Raw genomic sequence first — 14,544 nt, forward strand, 5'->3', positions numbered from 1 at the left:
CACCCCATTTCACCGCCGTGCTACCGAAAAACCTCCACTTCACGTCCCCGGGGCGGACAGCGGCCCGCTCCGGGCGCCGCGGCGCTGCGGCTAGAGTGCTGGGCATGTCCCCTCTTGCCTCCTACCCGTTCGCCGAGCGCTGGGAACTGTCCGAGGTCCTGCACGGCCGCACCGTCACCGACCCCTACCGCTGGCTTGAGGAGGCCGGTTCGGCCGCCGCCAAGGAGTGGTCGCGGGCCCAGGACTCCCTGTTCGACGAGGTCTCCGCCACGTGGGCCGCGACCGGCTGGTTCCGCGACCGGCTGCGCGCCCTGCTGGGGGCCGGGTACGTGGGCTCCCCGGTCTGGCGCGGGCAGCGTCGCCTGTTCGTGCGGCGTGCCGCCGGCCAGGAGCACGGCGTGCTGTACGTCCGCGACGGCTCGGGGCCCGAACGGGTGCTCATCGACCCCACCGTGGTGAACCCGGCGGGCACCACCACCCTGGACGCCTGGGTTCCCGATCCGCGGGGGCGGCTGCTGGCCTACCAGTTGTCGGAGAGCGGCGACGAGCAGTCCCGGCTGTGGGTCATGGACATCGACACCGGGGCGGTCGTGGACGGTCCGATCGACCGGTGCTCCTACTCCCCCGTCGCCTGGCTGCCCGACCGCGACGCGTTCTACTACGTGCGCCGACTGCCCCCGCACCAGGTGCCGGAGGGTGAGGAGCAGTACCACCGGCGGGTCTACCTGCACCGGGTGGGCACCTCCCCCGACTCCGACACGCTGGTCTTCGGGGAGGGGCGGGACAAGACCGAGTACTTCGGGGTGTCGGTGAGCCGGGACGGGCGGTGGCTGACGCTGGCCGCCTCGCCGGGCACCGCGCCGCGCAACGACGTCTGGATCGCGGACCTGGCCGCGTCCTCCCCCGAGGCACCGGCCCTCACCGAGGTGCAGACGGGAGTGGACGCCGAGACGTTCCCCCACGTGGGCCGCGACGGCCGACTGTACCTGTTCACCGACCGCGACTCGCCGCGCGGCCGGCTGTGCGTGGCCGATCCCACCTCCCCCGGCCCGGAGCACTGGCGCACGCTGCTCGACAGCGACCCGGAGGCGGTGCTCGGCGGGTACGCGATCCTGGACGGCGCGGAACTGGACGCGCCGGTGCTGCTGGCGCTCTGGGAGCGGCACGCGCTCAGCGAGATCAGTGTGCACGACCTGGCGACGGGGGAGCGGGTGCGCACCCTCGACCTGCCCGGGCTGGGGTCGGTGGGCGGTTTCACCACCCGCCCCGAGGGCGGCGCCGAGGCGTGGTTCGCCTACACCGACACCACCTCCCCGACGGCGGTGTACCGCTACGACGCGCGTACCGGCGAGGTGTCCCTGTGGGAGGGGCCGCCCGGGGTAGTGGACCCCCCGCGGGTCCGCACCGAGCAGGTCACCTACACCTCCCGCGACGGAACGCCGGTGCGGATGCTGGTGGTCTCCCCGCCCGACGCCGAGGGGCCCCGGCCGACCGTCCTGTACGGCTACGGCGGTTTCGCGATCTCGCTGACCCCCGCCTACTCGGCGTCGGCGCTGGCGTGGGTGGAGGCGGGCGGCGTCTACGCGGTCGCGTCCCTGCGCGGCGGCCTGGAGGAGGGCGAGGAGTGGCACCGGGCCGGAATGCTCGGCAACAAGCAGAACGTGTTCGACGACTGCCACGCCGCCGCCGAGTACCTGGTCGACGCGGGGATCACCACCCGGGAGCAGCTCGCCGTGATGGGCGGCAGCAACGGGGGGCTGCTGGTCGGCGCGGCGATCACCCAGCGTCCGGACCTGTACGCCGCCGCGGTGTGCTCGGCCCCGCTGCTGGACATGGTGCGCTACGAGCGGTTCGGCCTGGGGCAGCTGTGGAGCGTGGAGTACGGCAGCGCCGACGACCCCGAGGCGCTGGGCTGGCTGCTCGCCTACTCCCCGTACCACAACGTGCGTGAGGGGGTGCGTTATCCGGCGACCCTGTTCACGGTCTTCGACAACGACACCCGGGTGGACCCGCTGCACGCCCGCAAGATGTGCGCGGCGTTGCAGCACGCCACGTCGGCGCCGCTCGAACAGGCCCCGATCCTGCTGCGCCGGGAGGCCGAGGTCGGGCACAGCTCCCGTTCGGTGAGCCGCAGTGTCCGGCTGGGTGCGGACCAGTTGGCCTTCCTCGCCCACCACACCGGGCTGCGGGTCCCCGGGGCCGCCCGGAACGACTGAGAGCAAACCCCGGTCACGGGCCCCGCGGCCGGGGTTTGCCACAATCGGGGAAGAGCACGACCGACGGAGGGTGGCAGGAGTGGGCGCAGCAGCCGTGACAGACGGCACCGGCAGCACAACGGGCACCGCACGGCGCCACGTCCACGTGGGGCAGGTCCGCTTCGCCGACCTGGACCCGCTGAACCACGTCAACAACGTGCGGATGCTGACCTACCTGGAGGACGCCCGCATCTCCTTCCTGCACTGGGACGACGAGGACGGCCCGGGGGCCTTCGGCAACCTGGTGGTGGCCCGGCACGAGGCCGACTACCTGCGGCCGCTGACACTGCGCCGCGCCCCCTTCCGGGTGGAGACGTGGGTGACCGAGATCAGGAACGCCAGCTTCACCCTGCGCTACGAGATCCTCGACGACGACGCGGTGTACCTGAGGGCGCTGTCGGTCCTGGTCGCCTACGACCTGGCCGAGCAGCGCCCGCGCCGTCTCAGCCCGGCCGAGCGCGCCCACCTGGAGCGGTATCTCGCCTGATGGGGGCCGGTCCGAGGGGCCGACCGGCGCTTGTCTAGCCTTTCTGCGTGGGGAAACGTTGGCTGATCCTGTGTCTGGCGGTCGTCGCGCAGATGGCGAGCCTGTCGGCGCTGTTCGGGGTGGCGTTCGTCCTCCCGGAGCTGCGGCAGACGTACGGGATCACCGTCACCCAGGCGGGCACCCTGGCCGGACTGCCCAGCCTCGGCCTGCTGCTGACCCTGCTGGGCTGGGGCGTGCTCATCGACCGCTACGGCGAGCGCGTCACCATGACGGCGAGCCTGACGCTCACCGCGTGCCTCCTCGCCCTGTTCCCGACGGTGGACACACCGCTGGGCGCGGGGATCCTGCTGTTCGGCGTGGGGGCGGCGGGCGGACCGGTGAACGCGGCGAGCGGCCGGCTCGTCATGGGCTGGTTCGCGGCGCGGGAGCGGGGGCTGGCGATGGGGCTGCGGCAGACCGCGCAGCCGCTGGGCATGGGGATGTCGGCAGCGCTGCTGCCGGTGCTCGCCCACCACCACGGTTTCGCCGTGGCGATGCTGCTCCCGGCGGTCCTGGCGGTGGCCGTCCTTCCCCTGGTGGTGCTGTTCGCGGTGCCTCCGGGAGGCACCCGGGCGGCGGGTGCCGCGCGGGTGCGGCCGGCCGCGGACTCGTCGCCCTACCGGCACGCCACGATCTGGCGGGTGCACGGGGTGAGCATGCTGCTGGGGGTGCCGCAGTTCACCGTGGTGACGTACGCGCTGGTGTACCTGGTGGAGCAGCACTCCTGGAGTGCGCCGACGGCGGGGGCGCTGCTGGCGGCGGTGCAGGTTCCCGGTGCGCTGGCCCGTCTGGGGGCGGGGGTCTGGTCGGACCGGGTGGGCAGCCGTCTGGGGCCGGTGCGGATCATCGCCGGGTGCGGGGCGGTGTCGCTGGTGCTGCTCGCCGCGGTGTCGCCGCTGCCGGAGGCGGCCGTGGTGCTGCTGGTCGTCGCGGCGGTGCTGACCATGAGCCACAACGGGTTGACGTTCACGGCGGTGGCCGAGACCGCCGGTATGGGGTGGGCGGGCCGGGCGATGGCGGCGCAGAACTCGTTGCAGGCGGTCAGTTCCTCGTTGACCCCCGTGGTGATGGGGGCGCTGGTCGACTGGTTCGACTACCGCGCGGCCTTCGTCGCGGCGGCGCTGTTCGGCGCCGCCGCGATCGCCGTGGTCCCCGTGGCGCCGCGGTCCGGCGGCCGGGCCGCGGCCCGGCCGTGACGGTCCCGTTCCGGGTCGGTTCGCGCCGTCGGGCGGTCAGCTCAGGGAGACCCGGATCGTCTCGCCCTCGTCGCCGTCCCGGCGGTCGCGGCTGGTGATGGTGAAGGACCGGTTGATCACGGGAGGTTCGGCGTCCTCCGGCACGTTCACCAGGCCGTAGGCGGCGCGGACCAGGTACTCCCACAGCGGCTGTTCCAGGTGGGGTGGCAGGTCGAGGTCGTCGACGGCCGCGCGCATGTGCGTCAGCCAGCGGTCGCGCTCCTCGGCCCCGATGCGGTACGGGAAGTGCCGCATCCTCAGCCGCGGATGGCCGCGCCGTTCGCTGTAGGTGCTCGGGCCGCCCCAGTACTGCATGAGGAACAGGCGCAGCCGTTCCTCGGCGGGCCCCAGGTCGGCCTCGGGGTACATGGGGCGCAGGACGGGGTCGGCGGCGACCCCCTCGTAGAAGCGGCGGGCCAGGCGGGTGAACGCCTCCTCGCCGCCGACCGCCTCGTAGAAGGTCACTTGGTCATCGTGCTGGGAAGTCATAGCGCCTACAGGGTATGCGGTGGCGGCCCCGGGCCCGCCGCGGGTTCCGCCCGCAAGGGGCGGAACCCGCGGCGTGTGCGCGAAGCGGCCAGGACGGCGGGCGTGGGACCGGTCAGTCGCGGGTGAGCTTGCGGTGCGTGACGGCGTGCGGGCGGGCCGCCTCGGGGCCGAGACGTTCGACCTTGTTCTTCTCGTACTGTTCGAAGTTGCCCTCGAACCAGAACCAGTCGGCGCCGCCCTCCCAGGCGAGGATGTGGGTGGCGACCCGGTCCAGGAACCAGCGGTCGTGGCTGGTGATCACGGCGCAGCCGGGGAAGTCCAGCAGCGCGTTCTCCAGCGAGCCGAGGGTCTCGACGTCCAGGTCGTTGGTGGGCTCGTCCAGCAGCAGCAGGTTGCCGCCCTGCTTGAGGGTCAGGGCCAGGTTGACCCGGTTGCGTTCGCCGCCGGACAGCACCCCGGCCTTCTTCTGCTGGTCGGAGCCCTTGAACCCGAACGCGGCCACGTAGGCGCGGCTGGGGATCTCCACGTTGCCGACCCGGATGAAGCTCTCGCCGTCGGAGATGACCTCCCAGACGTTCTTGTCGTCGTCGATCCGTCCGCGGTACTGGTCGACGTAGGAGATCTGGACGGTGTCGCCGATGGTGATGGAGCCGCTGTCGGGCTGCTCCTCGCCGACGATCATCTTGAACAGTGTGGTCTTGCCCACGCCGTTGGGGCCGATGACACCGACGATGCCGTTGGGCGGCAGGGAGAAGGTCAGGTCCTCGATGAGGACGCGGTCGCCGAAGCCCTTGGTGAGGTTCTTGACCTCGACCACGGTGCTGCCCAGGCGCGGACCCGGCGGGATCTGGATCTCCTCGAAGTCCAGCTTGCGGGTCTTGGCGGCCTCGGCGGCCATCTCCTCGTAGCGCTGCAGGCGGGCCTTGCTCTTGGACTGGCGGGCCTTGGGGTTGGAGCGGACCCACTCCAGCTCCTCCTGGAGGCGCTTCTTGCGCTTGGCGTCCTTGGCGCCCTCGACCTTGAGCCGGTCGGCCTTGGTCTGCAGGTAGGTGGTGTAGTTGCCCTCGTAGGGGTAGAGCCGTCCGCGGTCGATCTCCAGGATCCAGGTGGCGACGTTGTCCAGGAAGTAGCGGTCGTGGGTGATCGCGATGATCGTGCCCGGGTACTTCTCCAGGTGCTGCTCCAGCCACTGCACGCTCTCGGCGTCCAGGTGGTTGGTGGGCTCGTCCAGCAGCAGCAGGTCGGGCTGCTCCAGCAGCAGCTTGCACAGGGCCACGCGGCGCTTCTCACCGCCGGAGAGCACCGAGACGTCGGCGTCGGCGGGCGGGCAGCGCAGCGCGTCCATGGCCTGGGCGAGCTGGCTGTCCAGGTCCCAGGCGTTGCGGTGGTCCAGGGCGTCCTGGAGCTTGCCCATCTCTTCGAGCAGCTCGTCGGAGTAGTCCGTAGCCATCTTCTCGGCGATCTCGTTGAAGCGGTCGAGCATCGCCTTCGTCTCCGCGACACCGTCCTGGACGTTCTCCAGGACCGTCTTGGCGGGGTCGAGCTGCGGTTCCTGGGCGAGCAGGCCGACGGTGTACCCGGGCATGAGGCGTGCCTCGCCGTTGGACGGCTGCTCGATGCCGGCCATCAGTTTCAGCAGCGTGGACTTACCCGCGCCGTTGGGACCCACGACGCCGATCTTGGCGCCGGGGAGGAAGGAGCCCGAGACGTCGTCCAGGACAACCTTGTCACCGTGCGCCTTGCGCACGTTTCGCATCGTGTAGATGTACTCCGCCATGTCTCCCAGCCTAGGCTGTTCGGCCGCCTGCACCGGCCAGCTCCGCGCGGGCCGAGCGGGCCCGGGCGGTGGAGCGCTCCGGGGCGCGGCGTCCGGCGGCGCGGCCGCCCCCGGGGTCACCGGCCGCCGTCCAGGGGCGGCCGAACGGTCGCGTCGCCGTCCCCGAGGGGGGCGCATTCGGCGAGCTGGTCGGGGGTGAAGCCCTCCCAGCGGTGGGGCGGCAGTCCGCAGTGCACCGCCCTGCGGACGAGCCGGGCCATGGAGTAGTCCGGTTCGGCCTCCAGCGCCCGGTCCAGCGCCGCGTCGGCCAGGAGCGGGTCGTCGTTCTGCCAGGCGGCGAACCCGAGCAGGGACGCGGGCGCCGCGGCGTAGGCGGGGTCGACGCGGCGCAGCACGTGCGACCACAGGCCGACGTGCGCGACGGCGTGCTCCCGGTGGATGTGGGCCCAGGCCTCGTCCCGGACGCGCAGGTCGACCAGGAGGACGCCCAGCCAGGCCACGGTCGCGGGGTCGGGCGGTGCACCGTCCAGCGCCGCGGACACCACGGACCGCACCGTGCGGACCCCCTCGGCGGTGAAGGCGGCGTGCCGGGGGGCCGGGAAGGCCCCCCACAGCCGGGCGCAGCGTTCCTCCGCGTCCCGGGTGGCCCGGGCCATCTCCGCGCGTTCGGCGCCGTCGACGGGAGCCACGAGGGCCAGGAGTTCGCCCCGGTCGGAGCGGACCCGCAGTCCCGCCGCGACCGCCGCGGCGGGGATGGTGGAGCGGTGCACGTCGTAGGCCACTCCCTCGGGGGGACAGCCGTCGGTGTCGGGGCGGGGGTGGGACCAGTAGCGATCCCCGGTGATGCGGAGCGTCTCGGCGACGGCGGCGCCGAGGTCGACCAGGCGGTCGCGGGTGGCCAGCAGGTAGGGGGTGACCGGCTCCTCGGGCCCGTAGCCGAGGACGACCGCCCGCGAGCAGCCCTGGCCGACGAAGGAGCGGGCGAGGCGCTCGGCGAGTGCGCGGGGCCCGTGGCCGGTTCCGGTGAGGGGGCCGCAGCCCGAGGCGAAGTCGATGGAGCCGTCGCGGCGGTCGGTGCCCAGGACGAGCACGCAGTCGGAGGGGTGGAAGCCGACCAGGTAGGGGACGGCCGCGATCAGGTCGACCGGGTTGCGCACGGAGAGGCGGACGGGGAAGCGGAAGTGCTCTTCGGTGGTCATGCTCCCACTCTCCGTCACCGTCCCCGGGCGGTCGCAAGCCGGATCCGCGCCCTGTGGACGGGGGTCAGGAGCCGCGGGCCTCGGCGGGCGGGTCGTTGGCGGACCGGACGGGGATCCCCACCGCCTTGGCCACGGGCAGGCAGACGCGGTCGCGTCCGGAGTCCTTGGCCCGGTACAGCGCCAGGTCGGCGGCGGCCATGAGTTCCAGCAGGTCCCGTCCGTGCACCCGGAGCAGAGCCACCCCGATGGAGACGGTGACGGTCACCGTGGTGTCGTTGACCGGCAGCGCCGTGCGCCCCACCCGGGTGCGCAGCCGCTCGGCGACCCGGCACGCCTCGGCCATGTCCGCCCCGGGCAGCAGGACCACGAACTCCTCGCCGCCGAACCGGCCGACCACGTCGTACTGGCGGAGCTGGTGGTTGAGCGCGGTGGCGACACCCAGCAGCACCTGGTCGCCGATCAGGTGCCCGTGGGTGTCGTTGACCTTCTTGAAGTGGTCGATGTCGACGATGAGGACGGCCAGCGGACAGCCGGTGCGCAGCGCCCGCGCCAGCTCGGTCTTGGCCACCCGCTCCCAGGCGACCGCGTTGAGCAGCCCGGTCTTGGGGTCGGTGCGCGCCGCCGTCTGGAGCTGCTGGAAGAGCAGGCTGCGCTGGAGCAGCAGCACCGGGGGCAGCACCACCAGGAGCAGGAGGAGCGACAGCGCGCACAGCACGGACACGATCAGCCCCACGCACACCTCGACCGCGTCGAGCAGCAGCGACTCGGAGTCCCACACCGTGGTGCGGCGGGGCTCCTCGGGGACGCTGAGCCGGAGCGCCCCGGCGATGAGCACGGTGTTGCACACGGTGAACAGGACCGCGCACAGCACCGCGGCCCCGATGCCCTCCCCGCTGATCAGCGCGCTGCCCCCGGCTGCTCCGGCGACCCCGTCGAGCAGGACCACCGGTCCGGGGACCAGGGCGTGGAACACGGTGGAGGCGGAGAACCCGGCGAGTGCGACCACCGCCGCGCTGAACACGCGGCGGAACACGACGGCGCGCTGGATCCGGTACTGCATGAGCAGGTACAGCGGGATCGGCGTGAGGAGGGCGTACAGCGGCGGCAGCAGCAGCACGACCGGGATCCACCAGGTGCCCAGCAGGTCGCGCACCATCCCCTGGGGCATGCCCAGGCGGCGCATCGCCTCGACGCAGACCGCGCCGGAGGCGACCACGGCCGCCGCGGTGAGCAGCTCCTCCGCGCGCAGGACGGTGGTGCACAGTCCGACCACCGCCAGCAGCACGTCGACGGCGACGAGCGTCACCACGTACCCGACCACGGCCCGCGGCTGGGTGAACAGCGCCCACTCCCGGGGACGGAACAGCACTCGACAGTTACTTTCAGCAGTCGGATGCCGGGTGAGTGTCATCGGGGCCTCCTCGCTGTCGGCCGACCCGGTACGGCGGGCACACCGGCTCCGCCGCCGCCCGGTCCTGTCCTCCGGTCCTGCCCGGGAAAACGGAGCACCAATGGGAGACTACTTTAGGTAATATTCTAATCGCCATTCGTGAAAACCGCCGGAGAACCGGCACATCGAAACCGGTTTCCACTCCCGCGGCACGTCCCTCGACGGACATCCGGGACATCGCGGAAGAAGCCCCCGGCCGGGGCCGCGCCCTGCTGCGCCCGCACCGAAACGCGCCCGCGCCGCGGGCCTCAGCCTGCGGCGCGGGCGCGAAAACCGGCTCGTGGACGGGACGGCGTCACCCGCGTCCGGCGGGCCGCGCCTCCTCCAGCGCCTGGCAGTACCGCTCGTAGGTGCGCAGCTCGGCCTCCAGCGGCGCGACGACCCGCTCCACCGCGATCCGTTTGACCTGCTCGGCGCCGTGCATCTCGACGTACTCGCGGCGGCGTGCGGCCTCGACCGCGACGAGGTTGCGGCAGCCCACCCCGGCCAGCCAGCCCAGCAGCAGGGAGGCGAGGGCCAGCGCGGCGGCCAGGAGCAGCAGCGCCGGTCCGGTCAGCCCTCCGCCGACCCAGCCGACCAGCAGCACGCCCAGCCACACCAGTCCGCCTCCGGCGGACGCGACCAGCAGGTACTGCACGATCCGCACCGCCTGCCACCAGGAGGGCGCGGTGCTCTCGTCGGGAAGGACGCCCGCGATCGCCGCACCCAGTTCGTCGGGGAGCGTCTCCAGGTTCGTCCGCCCGGCGGTACGCACCCGCTGCGGCCACGGGTCCGGCAGGGAACCGGCCGCCGCCTCGGCCGCCGTGGCGATCGCGGTGGCGATCTCGGCACGCTGCGCCCCCACCGGCCCGGTGCTCGGCTGCGCCGCGTCCTCGGTGAGGAAGTCCAGTTGGGCGACGCGCAGCGGGTCGCGGCGCAACCGCCGCACCCACCGGGGCAGCGGCCATCCCACGGCCCGGGCCCCGCGGCGCTCGTGCGCGGCCTCCACCGCCTCCGCGACCGCCTCGACCCCGCTGGCCTCGGCCAGCCGGTCCACCAGGGCGGCCCGGGCGGGCGGGGGGAGTTCGGCGGTGCCGCCCGCCTCTCCGTAGGCGGCGAAGCCGGTCACCACCTGGTCCAGGTCCGCGACGAGGCGGTCCACGGCGGCACGGCGGTCGGCGACGGTCTCCACGAGGAGCTGGCGCAGCTCCCGCAGCCCCTCCCCGGTGACCGCCGAGGTGGTCAGCACCCGCGGCTGCACCCCCGACTCGTTCTCCAGCAGCCTGCGCAGGTCGGTCAGGAGCTCCTCGGCCTCCTCCGGGTCGATCCGGTCGATCTGGTTGAGCACCGCCACCATCACCGCCCCGTGCCCCGACATCTCGGCCAGGTAGCGGTGGTGGACGGCCGCGTCGGCGTACTTCTGCGGGTCCAGGACCCAGATCAGCAGGTCGGCGGTCCTGATGAGGTGGTCGGACTCGGCGGTCTGCGAGGCGCGCACGGAGTCGTGGTCGGGCAGGTCCAGCAGGATGAGGCCGGTGATGTCGGAGTCGTCCCGGTCGAGTTCGCTGACCCGGGAGTGCCGGTAGCGGGGCGGCACTCCCAGCCAGCCGAGCAGGTCGTCGGCCCCTTCCGTCCCCCACACGCAGGCGTGCGCGGCGGTGGTGGTCGGCCGGGTGACGCCCACCCGGGACAGCTCCAGCCCGCACAGCGCGTTGAACAGCGAGGACTTGCCGCTTCCGGTTCCTCCGGCCAGGGCGATCACGGTGTGGTCGGCGGACAGCCGCAGCCGCGCCCCGGCGTGCTTGAGCAGCCCCCGCGCGCGTTCGATGAGCTCGGGGTCGAAATGGCCGCGGCCCACCTCGACGAGGACGGCCAGCGCGTCGAGCTTGGAGATCAGCTCCGCGCGGGTGGTGGCCGGCATCGGCTGCCACAGTTCGCGGCGGGTGGGCTGGTACTCCTCCTCGTCGACGTCCCAGGAGGAGGCGGGCGCGGCGGCGGGCCGGTGGGCGAGCGTGGGCAGCGGGCCGGTGCGGCGCCCGGCGATCATCTCGCCCTCCTCGACCTGTGCGAGGCTGTCCACCCAGCCTGCCAGGTTGTCCGGGTCGTCGGGGTCGGAGCGCCCCCTCGCGGGGGCCTCCTCGGCGTCCACCGCCGTGGCGGGCGTGCCGTGGGACGGTGTGGCGTGTCGGCCCCGCGACGGCGGGGCACCGCTGTCGGCCGGGGCGGCGGGCACCCGGTAGCGGAACCCGTCGGGGGTCTCGCCGGCGGCACGCGGCCCGCCGTCCGGGGACGGGCGGCCGCCCTCCAGGTGGTCGGCTTCGCGGTCCGCCATGTCAGGTTCCCGCCCGGGGTGAGCGGAGTGGGGAGGGGTTGTCATCGTGCAATCTCAAGGTGGTCCGTGGCCTGGTGGAGCTGTAGGGATTCGGAGTGGTCCGGCAGGTTGGTCGCGGCCAGCGCCTCCGCGAAGCGGAGTTTCTCGGCCTCGAACAGTGCGCTGACGCGCGTGCGCAGGTCGTCGCGTGCCCGCTGCCCGATGACGCGGAGCGGTTCCGCGCCGAACAGTGCCTTGAGCAGCCGGTTCGGTGCGGCGTTGGGCGGCGGGGGGACGGCGCTGTCGTGGTCGGAGATGCCGAAGCCGAGCAGGCCGACGGTCAGGACGAGGCCGAACGCCTCGACGTCGTAGGTGAAGAACCGCGACACCGAGCGCTTGGCCACCCCGTCGGAGGAGATGAGTTCGGTGATCCGGGCCTGCCAGTCGGCGACGGCGGTGCGGACCCGGTAGGCGAAGTCCGCGGGGAGCCGGTCGATGGTGTGGCGTTCGGCGAGGGCGAGCGCCCCGGGGATCTGCCGCCAGTGCTGCATCGCCGTCTCGATCGCGTGCTCCGCGGCGGCGACCACGAGCGCCTCCACCGCGTCGCGGATCGCCTGCTCCAGGGCGTGCACCCGGGTGCGGTCCTCGGCCTGCGTCCGGGCGCCGCGCCGGTTGCGGATCCGCAGGGAACGCGCCAGTTCGCCGCTGGCGGCGATGTCCTGCCAGCGGGCGAGCACGTTGCCGCGCAGCAGCGAGCCGTCGGAGGTGCCTCGGTCGACCTCGGCCAGGGCGTCGGCGAACGCGGCGCTCGCGGAGGTGGCCAGCGTCCGCCCCACCTCGGCCTGCGTCTCGACGTACTTGGCGAGTTCGGGGATGCGGGTGCGGAAGCTGTCGAGCACGCCGAGGAGGGTGCGGCGCGCGATCCGCTCCCGCTCCACCTCGTCCCCGGCGACGTCGGCGAGGTATCCGCGGATCTGGTCCGCGGTGTTGGCGGTGAACCGGCCGCCGGCGATCTGGTCGGTCTCGGGGATGACGAAGCGGGGCGCCGCCCCCAGGCCGTTGGCCTCCAGCATCGCCCCGAAGTGGGCGACGATCTGCTGTCGGCCGCGCCGGGGCACCCGGGACAGCACCACCGCCAGCGAGGTGTCGCGGTCCCGGGCGACCTGGAGGAACTGCCAGACCCGGGCGTCGGCGTAGCGTTTGCTGGTGGTGACGAACACCCACAGGTCGGCCGCATCCAGGAACTTCGCGGCGAACTCGTGGTGCGCGGCGACGGCGGAGTCCACGTCGGGGGTGTCCAGCAGCGCCACGCCCTCGGGCATGTGCTCGGTGGCGGCGAGCACCAGCATCCCGTCCTTGCCGGGCATGGCCAGTCCCTGCTGTCGGACCCGGGGCAGCGACGGCAGGAACGAGGCCTCGCTGAACCAGTCCACGTCCGCCGGGTTGCAGGCCAGCACGGGGCTGTTGGTGGTGGGGCGGCGCACCCCGGTGGTGGTCACCTGGGCGCCCACCAGGCTGTTGACCAGGGTGGACTTTCCGGCTCCGGTGGAACCCGCGACGGCGATCAGCAGGGGGACGTCGGTCCGGCGCACCCGCGGGAGCACGTAGTCGTTGAGCTGGTCGAGGACGTCGCTGCGCGCGGTGCGCCCCTCCTCGGCTCCGGGCAGGCCGTCGGCGAACTCGATCGCGCGGATCCTGTCCCGCAGCGCTTCGAGGTTCTGTTCCAGTCGGGTGTCCCGAGCCGTCGCTCCGCGGTGCGCCCCTCCCCTGCCGCTCCTGCGGGAACGCGCCGCAGCGGACGCACCGGTCGGGACGCTCCCGCCCCGGGCCGTGTCGCTTCCCCGATCCGCGCTGCTCGGGAAGGGGTCCGGCATCGGTTCACCTGGTCCTGTCGCTTCCGGCACGGCAGGCGGCCGGGTCATGGCGATTCCGCCCTTCTCGTCGGTATTCGTCGTCACAGCACCCGATTCCCCGCGGCCTTCGTCAGCCCCGGCCGGTTCTCCCGCCGGGAGCGGTCGGAGCTTCCGTGGCGTTTTGACCTCTGTGCAGTATGTCAAGCTCTCGGGCCGTGTTCACCACTTCTCCGATAACGAGCACCGCCGGAGGTCGCACCCCGGCGGCCGCGACCGCCTCCTCAGCCGTCTCCAGGGTGGCCACCACGGTGGCCTGGGTCGGCAGGGTGGCCTCCTGGACGACGGCGATCGGGGTACGGGGATCACGACCGTACCCGATGAGCGCGTCGGCGATCCGGCCGATGCGTTCGACCCCCATGAGCGCGACGATGGTGCCGCCGCTGCGGGCGAGCGCGGACCAGTCCACGGTGGACCGCTCGTCCCCCGGGGCGACGTGGGCGGAGACGATGTGCAGGTGCTGGGCGACGCCGCGGTGCGTGACGGGGATGCCCGCACTCGCGGGAGCGGCGAGCGCGCTGGTCACTCCGGGGACCACGGTGACCGGGACGCCCGCGGCGACGCACGCCGCGACCTCCTCGCCGCCGCGGCCGAACAGGAAGGAGTCGCCGCCCTTGAGCCGGACCACGAACTTGCCCTGCCGCGCCCGGTCGACGAGCACCTCGTTGATGCTCTCCTGGGACATCGAGCGGCCGTAGGGGATCTTGGCCGCGTCGATGACCTCCACGTCGCCGGGCAGCTGGTCGAGCAGGCTGGTGGGGGCGAGCCGGTCCACCACGACCACGTCGGCCTGCGCCAGCAGCTGCCGGCCGCGCACCGTGATCAGTCCGGGGTCGCCCGGGCCGCCGCCGACCAGGGCCACGCCGCGCATCGGGGCGCGTCCCCGGCGGGCGTCCAGGGAGCCCTCGGCCAGCCCGTCGACGATGGCGTCGCGCAGTCCCGCGGCACGCAGGGGGTCGCCGCCCGCGATCACTCCGACGGTGATCCCCGCGGCGCTTCCGGTGGCGGGGGTCCAGGCGCTGGAGGAGTGGCGTTCGTCGGCGCGGACCGACCAGATGCGCGCGGCCTCGGCCTCGGCCGTCACCGCCGCGTTGACCTCCGCGGAGTCGGTCGCCGCGTGGACCAGCCAGAAGCGGCCGAGCGCGGTGACGTCGCCGGGGCGGTAGGCGCGCCGCTCCCAGCGCACCCGACCGGTCTCGGCGAGCCCTTCCAGCATGGTGGTGGCCTGCGGCGAGACCACCGTGACCCGCGCTCCCGCCTCCAGCAGCACGGGGACCCGGCGCTGGGCGACGCGTCCCCCGCCCACCACGAGCACCTCCCGCCCCTGCAGTCGCAAACCGAGGAGATACGTCACCGAGGCAGCCTCCAGATCCCGTTTCCAGCCCCTGGCGTCCGAGGGTTGTGCCACGTTCG

At 73.3% G+C, this 14,544-nt stretch carries 10 protein-coding genes; 3 read left to right on the plus strand and 7 right to left on the minus strand.

What is annotated here, in order from left to right; genetic code table 11:
* Nucleotides 1-104 precede the first annotated feature (104 nt).
* From FOF52_RS11165 to FOF52_RS11175, 3 genes are all read left to right on the plus strand, one after another.
* Entirely contained in the window at nt 105-2,216 is a 2,112-nt protein-coding gene (locus FOF52_RS11165; RefSeq protein WP_248589903.1) for a prolyl oligopeptidase family serine peptidase, read from the plus strand.
* Between the two features lie 94 nt (nt 2,217-2,310).
* The gene (locus FOF52_RS11170) at nt 2,311-2,742 is read left to right on the plus strand and encodes an acyl-CoA thioesterase (RefSeq protein WP_248589904.1); all 432 of its coding nucleotides are present in this window, start codon (nt 2,311-2,313) and stop codon (nt 2,740-2,742) included.
* A 47-nt stretch (nt 2,743-2,789) separates the two neighbouring features.
* Nucleotides 2,790-3,977, plus strand: a complete 1,188-nt coding sequence (locus tag FOF52_RS11175) for an MFS transporter (protein ID WP_248589905.1) — start codon at nt 2,790-2,792, stop codon at nt 3,975-3,977.
* Nucleotides 3,978-4,013: 36 nt separating this feature from the next.
* On the opposite strand, the gene FOF52_RS11180 is transcribed toward FOF52_RS11175, so the two are convergent.
* From FOF52_RS11180 to cobA, 7 genes are all read right to left on the minus strand, one after another.
* On the minus strand, nt 4,014-4,481 hold the full coding sequence (locus FOF52_RS11180; protein ID WP_248589906.1) for a globin: 468 nt from the start codon (nt 4,479-4,481) through the stop codon (nt 4,014-4,016).
* A gap of 136 nt (nt 4,482-4,617) precedes the next feature.
* Nucleotides 4,618-6,282: an energy-dependent translational throttle protein EttA gene (gene ettA / locus FOF52_RS11185; protein WP_248589907.1), complete on the minus strand. Its 1,665-nt coding sequence runs from the start codon at nt 6,280-6,282 to the stop codon at nt 4,618-4,620.
* Between the two features lie 116 nt (nt 6,283-6,398).
* Nucleotides 6,399-7,481, minus strand: coding sequence for a DUF4192 domain-containing protein (locus FOF52_RS11190; RefSeq protein WP_248589908.1), 1,083 nt, complete (start codon nt 7,479-7,481; stop codon nt 6,399-6,401).
* A gap of 64 nt (nt 7,482-7,545) precedes the next feature.
* The gene (locus tag FOF52_RS11195) at nt 7,546-8,850 is read right to left on the minus strand and encodes a sensor domain-containing diguanylate cyclase (RefSeq protein WP_248589909.1); all 1,305 of its coding nucleotides are present in this window, start codon (nt 8,848-8,850) and stop codon (nt 7,546-7,548) included.
* A gap of 376 nt (nt 8,851-9,226) precedes the next feature.
* A complete protein-coding gene (locus FOF52_RS11200) occupies nt 9,227-11,242 on the minus strand; it encodes a YfjP family GTPase (RefSeq protein WP_248589910.1) in 2,016 nt (671 codons plus the stop codon).
* Nucleotides 11,243-11,283: 41 nt separating this feature from the next.
* Entirely contained in the window at nt 11,284-13,143 is a 1,860-nt protein-coding gene (locus FOF52_RS11205) for a dynamin family protein (protein WP_248593837.1), read from the minus strand.
* 61 nt (nt 13,144-13,204) lie between these two features.
* Nucleotides 13,205-14,485: a uroporphyrinogen-III C-methyltransferase gene (gene cobA, locus FOF52_RS11210; RefSeq protein WP_248593838.1), complete on the minus strand. Its 1,281-nt coding sequence runs from the start codon at nt 14,483-14,485 to the stop codon at nt 13,205-13,207.
* Between the last annotated feature and the right edge of the window lie 59 nt (nt 14,486-14,544).

This window comes from Thermobifida alba (assembly GCF_023208015.1).
In the GTDB taxonomy this organism is placed as follows: Bacteria; Actinomycetota; Actinomycetes; order Streptosporangiales; family Streptosporangiaceae; genus Thermobifida; species Thermobifida alba.